This is a genomic window from Paenibacillus sp. JT22N15, from assembly GCF_059383755.1.
This window is the reverse complement of record NZ_JBXENV010000008.1, coordinates 343,839-361,800: the sequence shown is the minus strand read 5'-3', so window position 1 is coordinate 361,800 and position 17,962 is coordinate 343,839. Positions and strand designations below refer to the sequence as shown.

Genomic DNA, 17,962 nt, shown 5'->3' with positions numbered 1-17,962 from the left:
TTGAAGTAAATAGAACATTCCATATTTTTAACGCAAATACAACTAGAGGTGAAACAGATGCTCAAAGTTAACCGTGACGACGAACGCCCCATTTGGCAGCAGCTGCTTGACCAAGCGATCCATAATATTACAACCGGAAAATGGCCTCCAGGCGAATTGCTGCTGCCTTCTCGCGAACTTGCGCTGCTCATCGGTGTCTCTCGCTCAACTATACAGATTGTTTATGAGGAATTATTCAGTCGTGGGTACACGGTTACTTCCCGGCGCGGCGGAACAAGGGTAAGTGACTGGACCCACAAGACCCGTATTATGGAGGATGTTATAACTCGAGGACCCGTTACCCCCGAGCTGCCTTTATTAAACGATGCAGTCAGCCAGTTGCAAAATTGGTTCAGAGGCAAAGAAAACAGAAATGTGGAGATCGATTTCAGCCCACACGAGCCTTATTTGGATCAACATTTTCAAACGAACTGGAGACACTCCTTTTTACAAGCCTCCAAAGAAACGGATCTAACCAGCTGGGCTTATGGCAACCCCTATGGTTTCGTGCCGCTGCGCGAGCAGATTCAACGTTATTTGTCACTGGAGCGAGGCGTCCACGTTCATATCGATCAAATTATATTAACTTCGGGCGCACAGCATAGTCTGGATTTAATTGCCCAAGCCTTGTTAAATGAAGGAGAAACCGTTTGCGTTGAAGATCCCGGCTTCCCCGCTTCATGGATGGCGATGAAATATCGGCGGATGAATGTTGTTCCCGTCCCTGTCGACGATTACGGACTACAAGCAGACCGTATTCCCCCTCAATCAAAGCTTGTTTATGTTACGCCTTCACATCAGTGTGCAGCTGGAGTAATCATGTCGGAGCCCCGCAGACAGCAATTGCTGCATATGGCGGCTCAGCATCAATTTTGGATTGTTGAGGACGATTACGATAGCGAGTTTCGATATCGTGGCGACCCACTCCCAACCTTGTTTAGCCAGCAGCCTCAAAACACGCTGTATATGATGAGCTTTTCCAAAATGGTCGCTCCTGGCATTCGTATATCAGCGATCGTTGGTCCAACAGAGGCCATTCGCCAGCTTGCCCATGTCCATGAATTAACCTATCGCCATCTTCCCATTATGGAGCAATTGACGCTTGCTCATTTTATCGAGCACGGGCATTTCATGCGCCATATGAGAAGAGTCAGAAATGTATATCGGCGCAGACACGAAGCCATGACGAAGGCTATCATCGCGACCGGCCTAAGCGAACGTTTTAAACTTAGCGGTGTAGAAACAGGATTGCACATGCTTCTTGAAGCTGAAAACTCGTTTAATGAAGAATCTGCAACGAACCAAGCGCTCGAAAAAGGCATACGTGTTTATCCACTTAGCAAGTATTGCTTGGAAAGCGATCGAAAAGGATGGGTGCTAGGCTTTGCTAAAGTAGATGAGTCCGCAATAGAGACAGGCATTCATCGTCTTGCGGAGCTGCTTTTATAATTTAAGCAGCTCCGGCTAAGCTTAACAATTCCCATCCCTTTTTAGCCGATTTGCACCTGTATTCAGTTTCATGCCGCTTATTATTTTTGTTCAGCTTGTTGTATTCCACTCGTCCTATAATGTTTGTGGCGAAATTGTCCATGTATCAAAATATGCGCAGCCAAACCTGCAACCAGACCCCAGAATGCACCGCCAACACCAAGTAATGTAACGTTTGCAGCCGTTGCCAAAAAAGTAATCATTGCGGTCTCACGACCCTTGGGCTCAGTTAAAGCGCCCGCAAGGCTGCTGCCAATTGTCCCGAGCAATGCGAGCCCCGCTAACGTCGCGATGAAGGTAGCTGGAAGAATTAGAAACAGAGCAGCCAGCGTCACTCCAAATATCCCAACAACCATGTAAAAAATGCCACAGACAATACCCGCAATGTAACGTTTTGTTGAATCCTCATGCGCATCTTTACCTGTACAAATCGCCGCTGTAATGGCTGCTACATTGAAAGCATGCGAGCCAAATGGCGCTGCAAACAGTGAGCCCAAGCCCGTTACAATCAAAATTGGATTTGCACTCGTCTTAAACCCATCATTTCGCAAGACTAGCATCCCAGGCATATATTGTCCCGTCAATGTAATAATGAACAATGGCAAGGCAACACCCAAAAGAGCATGAAGCGAAAACTCAGGAACAATGAATACCGGCGACGCGATAGCTAATTTGATCATGCTGAAATCTACTTTTTCCAAGCTGATTAAATAAATAAGCCCAATGACTAAAATACCGACGATAGCATAACGGGACGTATACCTTCTTAATAGTATATAAGCAGCAAACAAGACAATGACTAGCAACGGATCAGCTTTCGCTCCGCCAAAGGCCGAAATACCAAACTGCAGTAAAATGCCTGCCAGCAGACCAGAAGCAATGCCTGGAGGAATGAGCCGGACGAACCTTTCGAACATTCCCGATATTCCTAAAATAATAAATCCTAAAGCAGAGATGATATAAGCGCCAATTGCTTCCTCATAGGGGGTTATCGCTAATACCGAAACGAGAAAAGCCACACCTGGTGTTGACCAAGCAGTAATAATCGGTTCACGGTATCGATAGCTTAGCCATATACCCGTTATCCCCACACCAACGGAAATCGACAATATCCATGAAGCGGTCATTTCGGGACTCAGACCCGCCACTTTTGCCGCCTGAAACACGAGAATAAATGTCCCACCGTAGTTGACAATGACAGATATTAAAGCAGCTATAATGGGCGATATCCAATCACGGCCATGCAGTGAAGATGATGTAGTGTTCATTTGCACTCTCTTCAACATTTTTAACAACCTCTTTTTTCTTATTTGTACATTTTTTCTTCCTCGATCGGATTTGCTTTCGCCGTTATATGATAAGGATCGACCCGGTATACTTGAACAGGGGAATTGAATATAGCAGACCTATATTTGTCTACATGCTGCTTGGACAAGGGACGGTTATAGTAACCAGGCACATATTTTTGAAGCATTTCCTGCAGCATATATGTAGCTTCGTCCAGATCATCTATAAGCTCGGCCTTTCCGAAAATCATAACACTCATATATGCCGTGTCCGTCTTAGCTGGTACGGGATCGGTAATAGTTCCATATTCTTCGCAAACCGTAAAACAGACCTCTGGATTCGCACTCATGACCTGATTGCGCCTCCCGCCAGTGGCTCCATGGAAATAAAGCTTCCCCTTTGCCCAAACAAAATTAAGCGGAACAACATATGGCAGCTGACCATCAACCATACCAAGATGGCCAATTCTCGCTTTATTCAGGAAAGCTTCAATTTTGTCACTGTCCAACACTTCTCTTATCTTGTAACGAACTCCATCCATTCTCAACCACTCCTCAAATACTGAATTTTCGTTAGTATATCAGTCATTGGAATGAATGAGTACATCCAAAAGCACAGCATTTTAGCAATCCATATTTTCTGATAAGCAGATTTTTTCTGATAAATCTTCTGAAGGGCGGTATAGCCGATGTGGGAAAGGCTCGCTAGGGTATAGAGTGGGTAACAAACGGTCTATGATTGGATTGGCACAAATAGATTGGAGGCTGGGGAGATAGTCGAGCGAGTTGGGTTATTCCTGAGTTTGCAGGGAAGGAATTTTCGTATTCAGCATCCTTGTATCATCGGGCATGAACCTGGGGGAACCACAGGGAATATAATACACGCAAGCGAAGAATGTATTGAAAAAGGGACAGAAGCTTATGCGTTACACACTTGACGTGAGAGTCGAAAATTATCAGTTGCAAGCAGTCTTGAACATAAAGACAACTCAACAAAATGATGCCGGTTGAATACCGGCACCAGTCTGTTGTCATGGTGATTTTTCAATGCCTACAAATTGAAGTCTTGACCACTTGTAAAGAGCGTCTTTTTAACTTACTCGCTATACCAAAATTTTTGAGAGGCAACTTTGCTTCATAGGCAAGCCAGCTGTCAAGGGAGTATCTCCTATTATTTTGATTTTCGTTCTTCCGGCTTAGCAATGTCTGTTTGATTAAGCAGATAATCGATGCTGACACTATAGAATTTAGATAACGTAATCAATACTGCGGTTGGTATGTCCAACTCTCCACTCTCATAACGAGAATAGGTTGCTTGTGAAATATGCAGCAACTTGGCCATCTCCTGCTGAGTTAAATCCTTATCTTCACGTAAATCCCGAATTCTTTTATACATTTTCATCACCCAACGCCATCATAATTTATACGAATTTCGCATATTGACTTTTATGCGTTTTTCGCATAAATTAGCATTGAGCTTAAAAATAATTTTTATGCCATTCATTAGCTTTAAACTATAAAAATACTAGCAGCAACGACGATTTTTAATTGCCGAAAGGATGAGATTGTAATGAGAAGTCTTTTGGAAGAATTGTACCATGGCAATATGCGTCCCGATGAAAAAAGAATCGCCAATGATCCGGAGTATCTTCAAATGAGCCAGAACATTTCTGAAGTGATGGAGGCGTGGAAGAATACACATACTGAGGATGAATATACGGAGCTCGAAGCATTGCTAGACTTATATGCTCAAGCTCACTCAATGGAGCTAACCTCCACCTTTACATATGGATTCCGGCTAGGCGCAGGTATTATGACCGAAGTGTTAACAGGGAAGGAAGAGCTTGCTAAGAGACTGAGTCCTTTTTCAGAAGTTCCGTCATGAAAAGAATTAATTTTTCTCCTGAGACCATTAATATTCCACATCCACTTACTATAATAAAATTAGCAAAAAACCGCTTCAGCTGAAGCGGCGAGATGAACATAATTATTTTTTCTTCGGCATCGATTTTATAAATACAATCAAACCTCCAATACAAATTCCAACTATAGCCCAACCTGCTATAAAAAATATTGAATCCACGGCGTTTACCTCCTTTAATAAATATAGCTGCTGATAGATATTTTTGATCTTTATATTTAATATGTTTATCCTAATTGTAACATGTGACTTAATGACTACGCCAATCCAGATGATCTAAAAAAGCATATTTCATACTACTAAAAATAAATAGCGGAATGCGGCTTTTGCCGAATTGAATTGGACATAGTGAAACACCCCTTTGCGTTTAATTCGCTTCTCAACAACTTATACGTAAGGGGTGCTATATCCTCTTGTAAAATAAACGAAGATATCATTGTGAATACTACTAACAAGATTTCACAAATTCCTCAAACAGCCTAAAATTGTAATTATCCGATTTGTAACTGAACTCTGGATGCCACTGTACGGCTAAAACAAACTTTTTCTCTGGCATCATAACCGCTTCTATTAAACCATCTTCAGCCTTTGCCACAGCTATGAGTTGCTGGGACAGCTCCTTAATCCCCTGGTGATGGTAGCTATTGACTTCGAAGCTCTCCGTTTCAATAATTTGATAAAGCGGATTGCCCTTTTCTATGTAAACCTTGTGAACAGGCTCCGTATAGGGTGGTGCTTGTTTGTGCTTAATGCTGTTCTCTGGCTTAAATTGGCTCGGCATATCCTGATACAGCGTGCCACCTAGTAAGGCGTTGAACAGCTGCAAGCCACGGCAAATGCCGAACGCTGGTTTGTCCAATTCTAAAACTTGCTTAAAAAGGACGCTCTCCATCACATCACGCTCAAGACACAGCTCTCCGCAAACATCCTCTACCTGCTCCCCATAAATTTCAGGATTAATATCGTGCCCGCCTGTAAATAGGAAGCCGTCAAACATATTTGCCATTGTAGTAATGTTCTCCACATCCGTGGTAAGCGGCAGCATAAATGGGATCCCTCCTGCGTCTTCTATCCCTTTCATATACCCCGGAAGCATCCAATAGCTTTTTATCCCCATCAAACAAAGGCAATACTCCAATAGTTGGTCTCTTCATGCTGAACTCCTCCGTGAATATATCTTTTTATTGATATATTATACAACAGACTATTTATGAATTGCAGCATGTCAGATAAATTTACATTGATAGCTATTGTTTTATATTCTTTGAACATTGTTGTCACACAAAAGAAAAACACCTTGATTTCTCAAGGTGTTCAGATGGCTGATAACTGCACAACAGTAAGGTTCGGAAGCCTTGAGAATAGCTCGTCCAAAATGATTCGAACGTATGACCTGCAGTTTAGGAAACTGTAGCTCTATCCTGCTGGACTACGGGTGCGCGCGAGGCCTTCTTATATCAACAGTTATTCAGTTTGACTATGAACAACAGACTGCGTTTCGACTAACATTCATAACAGTTATTATTTCAATGTCTATAATAAGAGAGCTTAGTTTATATTAGGCAACACGTGACCATCATACAGCCTCTTCATCTCGGTCAACTTCAATATTACCAGAGATAAAATCATTATCCTCAAAATTTTTCTTAAGGGAGGTGTCTACTTTTCTCTCTATGCCAGCTAAAACAAAATTCACTCCTTCATCTATACTTGCACCACCTTCAGGTTCGATGACTTGAAGGTTTTCATTTTCAATGAAATTTTCTAGTTTATTTAGATTTTCCAGCCACTTATCCTCATCAAAAACTTCAGATTGTTCACCAAGGTATAAGTATTGTTCATGCCCGTCTATTTCATCTGTGTCATCGACGACTTCCATTATCGCTTTTGGTTGCTTTTCATCAATTTTATTACAATACATTTGATACACCATCATTACCATTGTAGCACCTGCGGCAATATATATCTCATACGGGCTGTTATGAGTTACACTTTTCAAATCAATCTGGGACTCATCATTTCCTTCTTTTTTTATAAAGCTCGTTGCTAATATTTCTATTGAATTTGTTTCATCATTGAATATACCGATTATTGGTCGTTGAACCTCATTAAACTTGGTGTAAAACCTAAGAACAAGTTTGTCGTATAAGTTCTTGTACTTCCTCGATTTGAACTTCTTGGAAAGAGAGTCGTTAGCAAGTAATTCTTCAAATCGTTGAAAATCAGCTTGTTCATTGTGAAAGGTCGAGTGCTTATCGTTTAGTTCCCTGATATGTTTATATACTTTATTAATGACATCATCAGGTCTATCATCATCGGATAGCTTGGTGATAAGTGAACCGAGGTCATCCCGAAAAGAACTGAGGTTTAACTCTTTATCATTTGATGAGAGAACTTCAGAAATATATACATGTAATCTCTCCTTGTAAAGCTTTAACCTATACCTATTCAACAATGTATAGGAGGTTGAAAATAATTCAAAAAATAAGGATATGGAATTTATATGTTTATTTGGATATAGAGATGAGAAGTTTCCTAAATGATAAGCCAGCTTGGCGCCATTTTGTGTTAACAAGTGACTTTCATTTAAATTGGAGTAACTACGATGAATATTGAATGACTTGTCGAACATTACAATATTTTCTGGTTTTACTCCACTGTTAAGCCTAAATCGAATTTCCTTAATTAACTCCTCTTTGTAGTGAAGAGTTGTAATTTTTTCTATAAAGTCAGTGATTCTCCACGGTTTCACATACCCAACATCCTCTTGCTTGAACCTGATATTGTATCTACTCATCTTTTATTTTTCCTCCATCAATTTTTCTGTTTATCTGATCCATGACTGTAGTTGTTTGATTAAGTTTACTGACAAGCGACCGATTTTGTGAACTTAAGGCGTTATACTTTTCTGTTAGTTCAAGATATTTTAAATCCTTTTCGTTTATCTTCATCTTTAGGTGTAAAAACTCAGTATTCAATGATTGAATTGTATTTTCGTCTGCTTTCGCTTTATTTTCGAAATATTTTCTACTCAATACAATTGTAGCAATAGTAGCTGCTAATGCTATCAAGAGTACCGCATTTGAATCAATCTGCAATATGTGCTTCTTAATATCTTCGTACCAAATAAAGCCTGAACCTATAATTGCTAGCATGAAATATATTCCGCCTAATGTAATCATTAAGTAGTGAAATACAGTAGATATGACTCTAAAGACCTTGCGAAAAATAGAACCTGAGCTAATTCCTGCAATTGTGAAGAATAGTGCGCTAACGTTGAGGCAAGCAACTGTAAAGTCATTAAGGTTAAATATATCAAGTTGCATTGATATACCTAGAGCTAAAAGTATGAATACTAATAGGTAGTACATATTCCCCCTCCTTTCAAGTCATTTTTAATAATGTGACTTTCGATATATCCAGCACTATCTGCTTTTTCTCCTTAGTTGATTTTACCATACACTCTCAATTGATGTGGTTTATTTTTTGTATATAGAATTATTATTTGCATTTTATTGGAGAGAAAAGGTTGTTTTTGTCTGTATATGGGGAGTATATTTCAACAAACAGCTTTAATAAACGACTAAAATTTCACGCATTTAAAGCGGGTATTGATGAAAGTCAAGCCACTTGTCATGTATACCGCCATGCGTGGGCCAAGCGTATGATTGAAGGCGGCTGTGATCCGTTCACGTTGCAAAAATGGGTGGCTGGGAGGATATACGTACCATGCGGAGGTATATAAATATGGATACGCGGGATATGAGACTCTGTCATGACGAGAACTCGCCACTAGATCGATTTATTAAAAAGTGCAGAATAATATCGGCAAAGTGATGAGCGATCAAGCGATGAATTTGCTCGGAATGTTTACACAGCTTCGCTAAAGTATTACTATTAAGATAAACGTAGCTTAAATCAGAGTAACCGTTAATCAATCGTAGGTAAAAGCGGTAAGACATTTAGTGGTAAGCTATACTAGTTTAGGTGAAGCCCCCATCCGCCAAGATAACGGGGCTTTTTCCTGTTTAGGATTGAACAGCTAAAGGAATAATTGCCACGATTAGAGTAATCAGAAATACAATGAATATTCCAAATTGAAGCATTAAATTAATCACTTCACTAGTCTTCAAATATACGCCCTTTCTTCTTACCGCCTTTACCTAAGATTGATTATACATAATATTTTTAATGGAGCCTACAACAATTCATCCGATCATTTATTGTTGACTTTTCGAGAGTTTTAAAATAAATACAAATTCCATTAGCAGCGTTTGAACATCGTCCGCAAAGTGCGCCGCAGCTCCGTCAACTTCCGTATGATTCGAAATACGCTCCGTTCACTCCCCGTCAATATCTCCGAATCGCGTCTCGTACCGTTTAAGGCGATCAGCCAGTTCAGCATCCGCTATAACTTCGCGCTTCACTTCGATATGAGGCGGTGCAGCGGCTAGGCTTTCGACTGTATCGCGTAGGACTTTGTTCTCATCTGCGAGTGTGGACCGCTGCTGTTCGGCGGCTTCTAATTTGGCGACCATTTCGCGGTATTCTTTCAGCGTTGTAATATCGCCAGCGAGTACAGCCTCTTTCGCCTGGCGCTTGGGAACGGATGATTCAGCGGATGGAGCTGCGATTTCGTACGAGAGTGATACGGGTAGGTCTTCGAGTAGTTCGCGTTGCTCCTCGCTTTGACAATTTGTCAAAACAGTATACCTTTGTATCAAGCGATATACTTGTTTCATTACGTACCCGATTGATACGCACCAATTTACGAAGACGCCATCGTATCTACTGCCTGTTAACTTCTCCTGCGCTTCCTTCAACTCGCGGCCCAACTCCGTATATGCCCTGCCGACAATCTCACGCATATTGCGCTCATGTGTTACGACTCCTCCGTATTATATTTTCGTCGGGAATTTCCCGCAACTACCGCAATTCGCGATTTTCCCCAAAATGCAGAAAATAATTAATGACGCTAATAACCGGTTTTTATACGGTTTTCACCGTACTCGTTACGGTTATCTTCCTAGTGAAAAGGGATATTCCCAACTTTTTTCGGTACATATTATTTTAGCTAAGTTATCCACAACTCCGTTATGCTCGCAATATCTTCTTAATTTAATGATTCTTACATTACCGCATCCCGCGTTTACTCTCGCCCTTAAACGTAAGCCTGCCGCATTGTTCGCGTATCCGATCGGCCGACCGCTAAACAAAAAATAGCGGCCACTCCCCGTAAGGAATGACCGCAAGTAGAAACTAAAACTATTCAGTTACAAGGAACCCTACTAAATTCTTGTCACTCAGTAAATCCTCTTCATGAACAACGAGAGCTAATTTACCAGAGATACGCGGTGTCTCAAACACAACAACCCGCTTCTTCGAAAGCCCCGGGTTAATCGACTCATACGTTAATACTTCAGTCTCGTTTTCTCTCATAAATAAAAACTCCTCGTAAGCCTCGTAAGTGCGGCCTTCCTCGTCCATGAGCGTGAACATTCGCGGTTTAACCGTCTTCGGTTCTTTAGCGCTATTTTGCACATCTACTTCAACTATAACGAATTGATCATCAGTGGTCTGGCTACCTATTTCTTGTTTTATTTCAGCTGGCCCAATGGTGACTGTAAAATCGCGAATAGTGGTGCGCTCATTAAGCTTCCCAACTTTTATACTGGCAGGCGAAGGACTTGGCGCAATCGTGGCTTGTTGCTGATAAATAGGTGCAGTTGAAGCCGATTTCGTTTCGGGCTTGACATCGTAATTAATGATGGCGCTTGAAAGTAAGAAAACAAATACTGCGGAGACTACTATTCCTATCTTCTTTTGGCGTGTGTATTGCGGAATATATTTCGGAACAAACAGCGCTACCACAAACATAATTACGGCAACAACGGATAATATCCGGATGGCTTCTAACATCATGTAATCCCCCTACGTTTTCCTTTATATGTAATACTCATATTATCGCAAGAAGTGTCGGATTTTACAACGAAAATCAACGCAAATAAGCCGCAATCGCCCGAAGGAAATTGCGGTAACAATGCGTATTCTATAGATTCTCTAACGGCGAATGCCGATCGTGCTTTTCGGAGATATCCGTACCAAAAAGATTTACGTACATTCGGACGATATCCAGCGATGTGTGTCCGAGTATTTTCTGTAAACTGAACGCATCTCCGCCGTTCATAATGTACATTTTCGCAAAAGTGTGCCGAAACGTATGCGGCGATACTCGTACGCCTTTAATCCGCGCATCCTGACCGTACAGCTTAATCGCTTGCTGAATGCCGCGAACTTTGAACGTGTTGTTATCGATATTTACGAATAACGAGTCGCATTCCAATACGCCTCGAACCTCACTGTAATTACGAAGCGCCTTTTCTAACGCACGTGATATCGGAACGAGCCGTTCTTTACGCCCCTTTCCGTAAACCTTAACCGTACGGTCACTCCAATTAACGTGGTGGAGGTCGATACCCTCAAGCTCCGAGATGCGTATGCCCGTATCTAGCAGCGTCAACATGATCGTGTAGTCGCGGAGACCTGTAAACGTAGAACGGTTAGGCGCGTTCAGTAACGACTTCATTTGCGCGTTTGAGAACGTTTCTATTATGCTGCGTTCAGACTTCGCCTTACCGATTCCTACGAAGGGATTATTTTCGACGAAGCTTTCCGAGTGCATCCAGTTAAAGAAGGCGCGCCAACTTCGAGTAAGTTTATCCATCATTGCGTCAGCGGGTGTCTCTGCCTTACCGCGCTTAATTGTCGTACTTCGCTTCGTTTCTAATGCGACCACGATCGTATCTTTCACGATATCTATCGGCCTCTCAACGTTTTGCTTCTGAAGCTGCCGCGTTAACTCTAGTAAAGTATCGCGGTAAAAATTGAGCGTATCTTGCGTAAGGTTTCTAATGCGGCAGTAACGGATAAATGACGTGATAGCCGCGTCTAAATCGAGGGATTCCGCAGTATATTGAACCGTAGAATTCCCGCCGCCTGCCGATGCTAGATTAACGCGACGACTTAGGCCTCTCTTACTATTTTCGGACATATAAAAAAACGCCTGCTCTTCGTAAAATTCGTTAACGAAACGAATTTTACGAAGAGCAGGCGCACAGGTCTACGTGAATGTAACATCGCAGTATTCGTGCAGGATGCGTACAGACACCGTAAAGCCACCGTGATTTAAAGCGGTATGCCGAGGACCGGGATCGAACCGGTACGGTAGTCACCTACCGCAGGATTTTAAGTCCTGTGCGTCTGCCAATTCCGCCACCCCGGCATAATAGATTGAGGTGTACAATGGTGGGCCCTGAGGGACTCGAACCCCCGACCAATCGGTTATGAGCCGACCGCTCTAACCAACTGAGCTAAGGGCCCTCATTAAACGTCTAGCAAGACGATTTAATAGAAAGCGGCTATATATTCCATTCGTACAACGCATCAATTTGAAATGGCGACATGAATTAATATACAATATATGAGATAGTGAAGTCAAGCATTTTTCTTCATTTTTTTAATCTTTTGATTTAAATCAAAAATCTCACGCCGTAACGCCCCCGCTTGGAGCGAAAAACCTCGACCTCCTGCGGACACTCGTAGCCATAGATCCACCAATCATTTTCCATTCTTCGCACAAGGCAGCCTGCCTGAAATTTTGTCTCGTATAATCGAACCCAATAGATCCACCTCATTGGTATCCCTCCTCACTCATTAGAATACCCAAAAAAGGCTAAATACAGTAATCCATCGACTTTTATACCTTCAAAAACAAACGTCCCGTACAAAGCCATTTCAGGCTTTATACGGGACGTTCTTTTTTATCCTGCTGGTACTTCTGTTGTTTCTACCTCTACAGGCATGGTGCTGGCACCATCTGTGCCACCCTCAGCTGCCTTCGATGAATCTGTCTTGGCCGGCTCTTTTTTCAGCTTCTCCAGTACAGCATTACCTTTCGTTTCCCACTCGGCTAATGCTTCCTTAGCTGTTATATCGCCCTTAATAACTTTCTGGAACAGATCGTAAGAAGCATTTTGCGCTTCCCAAATGCCCGGCTTTTCGCGGTACAGCTTCTCTGTATCGACGCTTTGCGGCGGAATAGGTTTAAGGGCAGTAAAGGCATTAATGTTGTAATTCATGCCGTTTTTAGGCTTCAGGTACTCCTTGCGCGCTACAAGCTCATACGTGCTGCGGGATTTCATTTCCGCCCATTCCTTGCTGTTGGTAAATTGAATGAATTTCCAAGCATCCTCGGAGTTTTGAGCGTTGTTGTTAATCCCCATCAGCTGGCTGAAGTAAATGGCACCGCCGATGCCTGGTGCCTCCTCATGCGTCGGATAGGTCACAACATCCCAATCAAATGCCTCAAAGTCTTTAATTTTGGAAGCATTGTTCATCGTATTGCTCAGCTCATTCACATAATTGTAATCTGAGATCGTCATGGCTACTTTGCCACCCGCAAACAAATCGCCTTGTGTAGGGTTGTAAACGTAGTTGCCATCTGCGGATTCCTTGTTTAGCTCTTCATTGATTTTATTAATATCCTCTTGATCCGGCACAACATCGTCTCTGTACAAGCTAGAGACCGTATTCCATACATTTTCCCATTGCGGCGTGTTGACCAGCATTTTCTCGCCTTTATCGTCCCACATTTTCAGTTGAAGCGCCGAGCTGTAGGTTTGAATATCAGAGTTGAAATCGCCGCCGTTCCAACGGCTGAAGGTCATGCCATATTTACGGTCAACGCCCTCTCCCTTGCTCACAAGACGAGCTTTGTCCATAATGTCCTTCCAGGTCATATTGTCTGTAGGAGGCTCTACGCCAGCTTCTTCAAACAGCTTTTTATTGTAATAAAGAGCCGATGAGCTGAACGTTGGCGTCAGGGCGTAGATGTTGTTGTCGCCAGCGGATTTAATGCCATCAATGACAGTCGGCACATAATCAGTCAAATCGAATTTGCTTTGGCTGATCAATGGGTCGAGCTGCTTCAGCAGATTATCCTGCACGAGACGGCGCAGCATGTTGTAATCCAGCACCACGACATCGACAGGATTATCGCCAGTCAGCATATCTTTCATTTTCGCATACGGATCTGGTTGATCGATATTGCCGTTCTCATCCGGAGTCTGGTAGCGCATATCCGAGTAGTCAATTGCGCTTACGATTTCAAAATCGATCTCCGGGTTCATCATTTCATACGTATCGGTATATTGCGAACGGAAATACGGCTCATTATCTGCTCCCCCATACAATACACCTATACGCAGAACATGCTTCTCTGCTGTACTTTGCGCACCGCCGCTGCAAGCCGCCAAAATCGACGTTGCCACCATAAGTGTCGCAGGGACAACAACCCACTTTTTAATCATTTTTCTATTAGACAACCGTTTCTCCATCCTATTTTACCCCCCTAATGATTTAGGCGGCGAAATGACGATTCGCTCACCATCAAACTCCATTGTCGCTTTATCTGTTATGCCTAATGCAGTTAAATATTCCTTCGGCACTTGGAGTCTTCCCACCCGGTCTACGACGACATAAGCTTCATGCACAGCCTGAAGCCCTTTGCCTGTTTGCTCTTCCTCACCCCCAACCGTATTCATATTGGGATTGCGCTTAATGAACTCGGTACTCGTCAAGCCGTCGCGAATCGCAACGACACGGTCCACTTTTCCCGCGAGGGAAAGATCATGAGTAACAATGACAATCGTAATGCCAATTTCACGGTTCAGCTTGCGAAAAATATTCATAATCAGATCCGACGTTGCCGTATCCACCGATCCCGTCGGCTCATCCGCCAGCAGCAGCTGCGGACGATTGCATAAGGAAATGGCAATCGCGACCCGCTGCTGCTCCCCGCCGGATAATTGATGGAGCTTGTTGTTCATGCGCTCCTTGAGCCCTACCCATTCCAGCAGCTGCTTGGCATAGGCGCGGTCGACCTTGCCCGAAAGCATCATCGGCATTTCAACATTTTCCAGCGCCGTTAAATACGGCAGCAGGTTGCGGGCATTATTTTGCCATATAAAACCGACCGTTTCCCGCTTGTATTTCACGAGATCGTCCGGGGTGATTTTCAGCAAATCCCACGGCCCGACTCTAACTTGGCCAGCAGACGGGTGGTCGAGGCCGCCCAAAATATTGAGCAGCGTCGACTTCCCGCTTCCGCTGTTCCCGATAATCGCCATCAGCTCGCCGGGGTTTACTTTAAGGTTAAGACCTTGCAGCGCGACAACCTCGAGATCATCCGTTTTGTAAATTTTGACTAAGCCTTCGCAATCGATCATAGCTGTTAGCGCTCCTCTCCCATTTTAACTGCCTGATGCACCCGCAGCCTGCGAATATGCAGGAAGAGCAGCAGCGCTCCAGTAATCATCATGAAAGCGACGACGATAAACAGCTGGTTCGTATCCTTCGCTTCGAAGACGACGCGGAACGGCGGTACCGTTTCTGTCGCATTTTCGGCGGTCTGCAGAAATGGCAGGAACAATAGACTCGTCAGCTTGCCAATCATGACGCCAAGCCCGATGGAAAGTCCCGCTGTAAACAGCTGCTCCAGCATGAGCATGCCCGTAAGCTGCCTGCGTGAAAGTCCCATCGCCCGCAAAACCCCGAATTGCACGACCCGCCCTGAAAGATTAAAGAACCAATACAGCACGTATCCGGTTAAAGTGACGATGACCGATACTAGGAAGCCGAGACTGAGAATCCCGAATACGCCGCCTCGGGTCGGAAGCTTGGACTGGATAATCAGTTCATTGCGCACATCCTTGACGGTAGCGACTTCAATGCCCTGTTTTTGCAGCTCTTCCAAGATCGGCGCAACCTTCGCACCATCTTTCATTTTGAGCCAAACCTCATAAGGCATAATCGGAAGTTGGTCATAAATGTAATCCAGATTCGTAATGACGAACGGCGATTGATCTGGATATTGCGTCGGCCAATACGGCAGAATGCCAACGACTACAAAATCCAGCTTGCCTTCGGTAAAGCCAACCGACATCGTATCTCCCGGCTTGAGCTGGTACTTCTCCGCTACTCCGGTTGGAATAAGCGCCGCATGCTCATACATGCCCAAATAGTTCAAATACGTAAACGGATGTGTTGGAAACAGGTCATTGCGGAACCAAGCTACTTTGGAGAAATCGACATTGTCGATCCCCATTACCGTACCCTGACCAATGGAGCGTCCTGAAACGACGATGTTCCCTTTCGTTTGCAGCACGCGTGCTGCCGCTTCAACGCCTTCCATTTTGCGGAACAGCTCAAAAGGCGGTTCACTGTACAAAATGCGCGTAGGCACAGGCTGTTGCGCTCCGCCTCCACCGCCGCCGGAGCCTCCGCCCGTTCCACCACCAGAGCCGCCTGACGAACCGCCTCCGTTGCCGCCGGAGCCATTTCCACCGCTGCCGCCATTGCCGCCGCCGTTTCCATTGCTGCCTCCGGTATATTTGACTTCTGGCGTTCCGTCCCAATTCGTTTTAATGACGACATCCGTGCCAAATTTATACAGCGTGCGTTCCGTCGAGTTCAAATCAATCGTACGGGCAGCAGATGCATTATATACACCGAGCCCGAGTGTCAAGACTAGCAAAATCATCAAAGGGTAATAACCTTTGGAAGAACGCGACAGCTGCGTAAGAGTTAAATAAAGCGGAACGGGCAAAAACTTCCGGCCCAGCCAGTTAAACACCTTCAGCAGCCACGGGAACAACCGCAGGAAAAACAATCCCATTGCAAAAATCGATAAAGCCGGTACGAAAAATAGAAATGGCTGCACATTAAGCTGATCCGTCGTAAGTCCCGTCTGGAAGGTCAGCATTTGGCGCTGATTGAACATATACCAGCCATATCCGGCTGCGCCAAGCAGCAAAACATCAATGAACCAGCGCTGCCAAAACGGACTGCGGTCCGAACGCGCCAAATCCCTCTTGTAGCTTACAATCGATGATCTGGCATAAATAATCGCCGGAATAATCGTCGAGAGCAGTGCCAGCACGACGGCTGCTACGCCTGCAATTATCGCCTCAGTCGAGAAGCCGACCGGAATCGACGTCCGGTTGACGAAGGACAGGAAGCCATTGGCCGAGCCGATGCTTTTCGCCATAAACCAGCCGAGGAACGGGCCTATTACTAGAGCAATTGCCCCAAGCAGCAAGCCCTCGAGCAAATAAATCCATATAATTTGCCTTGTGCCTGCGCCGCGGCTGCGAAGTACCGCGATGTCGCTGCGCTGCTTATCGAGAGACTGCCGGGCATTCATCGCGATAAAATAAAATACCATCGCCAGCATCGGAGCTGCCAGCGTGAACAGCAGCGTCTGAAGCTGCAAGCTCTGCCGCTTGAACTCAATGAGCGTATCAGCAAATGAAATTTCCACCTTCGTGTCGGTCAAGCGCTGATACAGCTCAATATTCAAGCGATCCAGCGTTCTTCCCAGCGGCGAAAGCTGACTCGTCTGCACTTGCGACAAATCGAAAGCATAATACCAGCTAGCATTGTTAAGCGGAATTTTTTGCTGCTCCAGCAGCGTCTTCAAAAATACGTTCTCGTGAATCTGGAGCGTATTCATCAGTCCTTCAAGCCCTTGATACCAATAAGGATCGGTGTCATTCAGCGGCTTGACAGCTCCGACGATTTTGATGCGCAGCGTCAAATTCAGCCCGCTGTAGATCGGGTATTCGAATACATCCCCAATATGAACATCATTGCGGTACATCGCTTCTTCAAGCATGACCGCTTCCATCATGCCGTCCTTATCGACCTTGTCGGTAAACCAGCGTCCTTGCATAATTTCGGTTTTGCCTTCCAGCTCCGTCATGGACATCAGTGTCATCTGACGGGTACGGCTCGCATCTACCTTAGTCGGGTCTTCTGGCACGACATCGGCGCCGCGGAGCGACAAGCTGCGAACAAAGTTCTGATAAGCAAACCCGATTTCATTCGGTACATCCTCTTTAATATATCGGTCAACTTCAGTCAAAGCTGAAAGATCGGTTGTCTGGCCGCCTGGCGACTGATACCGCATCAGCAGCGAGCCTGCCGGCAAGCCGGTGCTCTTCTCTTTGAGCGAAGCCGCGACTACGCGCTTGAGTGCCCCATCCGCATACATCGGGATGCTGGTTGCAAAAGCAACCGCAATCGTCAGACCCGCCAAGGCGCTAAACGTCAGCCAACGGGTGTTCCACATTTTGCGGAACAAAAATCGCAGTAGAGGTATTCCCATCGG

General features: G+C 44.4%; 17 protein-coding genes and 2 tRNA genes. 3 read left to right on the top strand and 16 right to left on the bottom strand.

The annotated features are described in order from the left end of the window. Positions 1–57 precede the first annotated feature (57 nt). A complete protein-coding gene (pdxR, locus tag AC50X8_RS18225) occupies positions 58–1,488 on the top strand; it encodes a MocR-like pyridoxine biosynthesis transcription factor PdxR (protein WP_494880751.1) in 1,431 nt (476 codons plus the stop codon). 80 nt (positions 1,489–1,568) lie between these two features. Here the strand turns inward: pdxR and AC50X8_RS18220 are convergent, their stop codons facing one another. The 3 genes from AC50X8_RS18220 to AC50X8_RS18210 all read right to left on the bottom strand — a co-directional run bounded on the left by AC50X8_RS18220 (position 1,569) and on the right by AC50X8_RS18210 (position 4,209). Continuing rightward, complete coding sequence (locus AC50X8_RS18220) at positions 1,569–2,795, bottom strand: benzoate/H(+) symporter BenE family transporter (protein WP_494880784.1); 1,227 nt, start codon at positions 2,793–2,795, stop codon at positions 1,569–1,571. A gap of 38 nt (positions 2,796–2,833) precedes the next feature. Further along, the gene (locus AC50X8_RS18215; protein WP_494861591.1) at positions 2,834–3,355 is read right to left on the bottom strand and encodes a pyridoxamine 5'-phosphate oxidase family protein; all 522 of its coding nucleotides are present in this window, start codon (positions 3,353–3,355) and stop codon (positions 2,834–2,836) included. Between the two features lie 629 nt (positions 3,356–3,984). Continuing rightward, positions 3,985–4,209 carry a helix-turn-helix domain-containing protein gene (locus AC50X8_RS18210; RefSeq protein WP_046230814.1) on the bottom strand — a complete coding sequence of 75 codons (225 nt, stop codon included), beginning with the start codon at positions 4,207–4,209 and terminating at the stop codon, positions 3,985–3,987. A gap of 174 nt (positions 4,210–4,383) precedes the next feature. On the opposite strand from AC50X8_RS18210, the gene AC50X8_RS18205 reads away from it, so the two are divergent. Then, the gene (locus tag AC50X8_RS18205) at positions 4,384–4,698 is read left to right on the top strand and encodes a DUF6809 family protein (protein ID WP_494880748.1); all 315 of its coding nucleotides are present in this window, start codon (positions 4,384–4,386) and stop codon (positions 4,696–4,698) included. 484 nt (positions 4,699–5,182) lie between these two features. Here AC50X8_RS18205 and AC50X8_RS18200 read toward each other — a convergent pair whose 3' ends face one another. From AC50X8_RS18200 to AC50X8_RS18190, 3 genes are all read right to left on the bottom strand, one after another. Further along, positions 5,183–5,815, bottom strand: a complete 633-nt coding sequence (locus tag AC50X8_RS18200) for a gamma-glutamyl-gamma-aminobutyrate hydrolase family protein (protein WP_494880743.1) — start codon at positions 5,813–5,815, stop codon at positions 5,183–5,185. A 495-nt stretch (positions 5,816–6,310) separates the two neighbouring features. Continuing rightward, positions 6,311–7,531 (bottom strand): hypothetical protein, encoded by a 1,221-nt coding sequence (locus AC50X8_RS18195; RefSeq protein ID WP_494880739.1) that lies wholly within the window; start codon positions 7,529–7,531, stop codon positions 6,311–6,313. Then, entirely contained in the window at positions 7,524–8,105 is a 582-nt protein-coding gene (locus tag AC50X8_RS18190) for a hypothetical protein (protein WP_494880737.1), read from the bottom strand. Before AC50X8_RS18190 ends, AC50X8_RS18195 begins: the two co-directional genes overlap by 8 nt. A gap of 134 nt (positions 8,106–8,239) precedes the next feature. On the opposite strand from AC50X8_RS18190, the gene AC50X8_RS18185 reads away from it, so the two are divergent. After that, positions 8,240–8,479 carry a tyrosine-type recombinase/integrase gene (locus AC50X8_RS18185; RefSeq protein ID WP_494880735.1) on the top strand — a complete coding sequence of 80 codons (240 nt, stop codon included), beginning with the start codon at positions 8,240–8,242 and terminating at the stop codon, positions 8,477–8,479. A 283-nt stretch (positions 8,480–8,762) separates the two neighbouring features. Here AC50X8_RS18185 and AC50X8_RS18180 read toward each other — a convergent pair whose 3' ends face one another. From AC50X8_RS18180 to AC50X8_RS18135, 10 genes are all read right to left on the bottom strand, one after another. Beyond that, complete coding sequence (locus AC50X8_RS18180) at positions 8,763–8,852, bottom strand: hypothetical protein (protein WP_494880733.1); 90 nt, start codon at positions 8,850–8,852, stop codon at positions 8,763–8,765. Positions 8,853–9,074: 222 nt separating this feature from the next. Then, positions 9,075–9,437 (bottom strand): hypothetical protein, encoded by a 363-nt coding sequence (locus tag AC50X8_RS18175; RefSeq protein ID WP_494880731.1) that lies wholly within the window; start codon positions 9,435–9,437, stop codon positions 9,075–9,077. Between the two features lie 562 nt (positions 9,438–9,999). Beyond that, positions 10,000–10,653 (bottom strand): DUF4352 domain-containing protein, encoded by a 654-nt coding sequence (locus AC50X8_RS18170; protein WP_494880729.1) that lies wholly within the window; start codon positions 10,651–10,653, stop codon positions 10,000–10,002. A 130-nt stretch (positions 10,654–10,783) separates the two neighbouring features. Beyond that, positions 10,784–11,785 (bottom strand): tyrosine-type recombinase/integrase, encoded by a 1,002-nt coding sequence (locus AC50X8_RS18165; RefSeq protein WP_494880727.1) that lies wholly within the window; start codon positions 11,783–11,785, stop codon positions 10,784–10,786. A gap of 145 nt (positions 11,786–11,930) precedes the next feature. Then, positions 11,931–12,016 (bottom strand) — tRNA-Leu (locus AC50X8_RS18160). A gap of 21 nt (positions 12,017–12,037) precedes the next feature. After that, a tRNA-Ile gene (locus AC50X8_RS18155) sits at positions 12,038–12,114 on the bottom strand. 149 nt (positions 12,115–12,263) lie between these two features. Further along, the gene (locus AC50X8_RS18150) at positions 12,264–12,428 is read right to left on the bottom strand and encodes a hypothetical protein (protein ID WP_172455662.1); all 165 of its coding nucleotides are present in this window, start codon (positions 12,426–12,428) and stop codon (positions 12,264–12,266) included. A 126-nt stretch (positions 12,429–12,554) separates the two neighbouring features. Beyond that, positions 12,555–14,129, bottom strand: coding sequence for an ABC transporter substrate-binding protein (locus AC50X8_RS18145; protein ID WP_235533303.1), 1,575 nt, complete (start codon positions 14,127–14,129; stop codon positions 12,555–12,557). Between the two features lie 6 nt (positions 14,130–14,135). Beyond that, positions 14,136–15,020, bottom strand: a complete 885-nt coding sequence (locus AC50X8_RS18140) for an ABC transporter ATP-binding protein (protein ID WP_056041571.1) — start codon at positions 15,018–15,020, stop codon at positions 14,136–14,138. A 5-nt stretch (positions 15,021–15,025) separates the two neighbouring features. After that, on the bottom strand, positions 15,026–17,959 hold the full coding sequence (locus AC50X8_RS18135; protein ID WP_056041573.1) for an ABC transporter permease: 2,934 nt from the start codon (positions 17,957–17,959) through the stop codon (positions 15,026–15,028). Positions 17,960–17,962: the final 3 nt, after the last annotated feature.

Bases quoted from the DNA above. Each gene is read 5' to 3' on its own strand.
- pdxR (WP_494880751.1), top strand. From the start codon at position 58: ATGCTCAAAGTTAACCGTGACGACGAACGCCCCATTTGGCAGCAGCTG.
- AC50X8_RS18220 (WP_494880784.1), bottom strand. From the start codon at position 2,795: ATGAACACTACATCATCTTCACTGCATGGCCGTGATTGGATATCGCCC.
- AC50X8_RS18215 (WP_494861591.1), bottom strand. From the start codon at position 3,355: ATGGATGGAGTTCGTTACAAGATAAGAGAAGTGTTGGACAGTGACAAA.
- AC50X8_RS18210 (WP_046230814.1), bottom strand. From the start codon at position 4,209: ATGTATAAAAGAATTCGGGATTTACGTGAAGATAAGGATTTAACTCAG.
- AC50X8_RS18205 (WP_494880748.1), top strand. From the start codon at position 4,384: ATGAGAAGTCTTTTGGAAGAATTGTACCATGGCAATATGCGTCCCGAT.
- AC50X8_RS18200 (WP_494880743.1), bottom strand. From the start codon at position 5,815: ATGAAAGGGATAGAAGACGCAGGAGGGATCCCATTTATGCTGCCGCTT.
- AC50X8_RS18195 (WP_494880739.1), bottom strand. From the start codon at position 7,531: ATGAGTAGATACAATATCAGGTTCAAGCAAGAGGATGTTGGGTATGTG.
- AC50X8_RS18190 (WP_494880737.1), bottom strand. From the start codon at position 8,105: ATGTACTACCTATTAGTATTCATACTTTTAGCTCTAGGTATATCAATG.
- AC50X8_RS18170 (WP_494880729.1), bottom strand. From the start codon at position 10,653: ATGTTAGAAGCCATCCGGATATTATCCGTTGTTGCCGTAATTATGTTT.
- AC50X8_RS18165 (WP_494880727.1), bottom strand. From the start codon at position 11,785: ATGTCCGAAAATAGTAAGAGAGGCCTAAGTCGTCGCGTTAATCTAGCA.
- AC50X8_RS18150 (WP_172455662.1), bottom strand. From the start codon at position 12,428: ATGAGGTGGATCTATTGGGTTCGATTATACGAGACAAAATTTCAGGCA.
- AC50X8_RS18145 (WP_235533303.1), bottom strand. From the start codon at position 14,129: ATGGAGAAACGGTTGTCTAATAGAAAAATGATTAAAAAGTGGGTTGTT.
- AC50X8_RS18140 (WP_056041571.1), bottom strand. From the start codon at position 15,020: ATGATCGATTGCGAAGGCTTAGTCAAAATTTACAAAACGGATGATCTC.
- AC50X8_RS18135 (WP_056041573.1), bottom strand. From the start codon at position 17,959: ATGGGAATACCTCTACTGCGATTTTTGTTCCGCAAAATGTGGAACACC.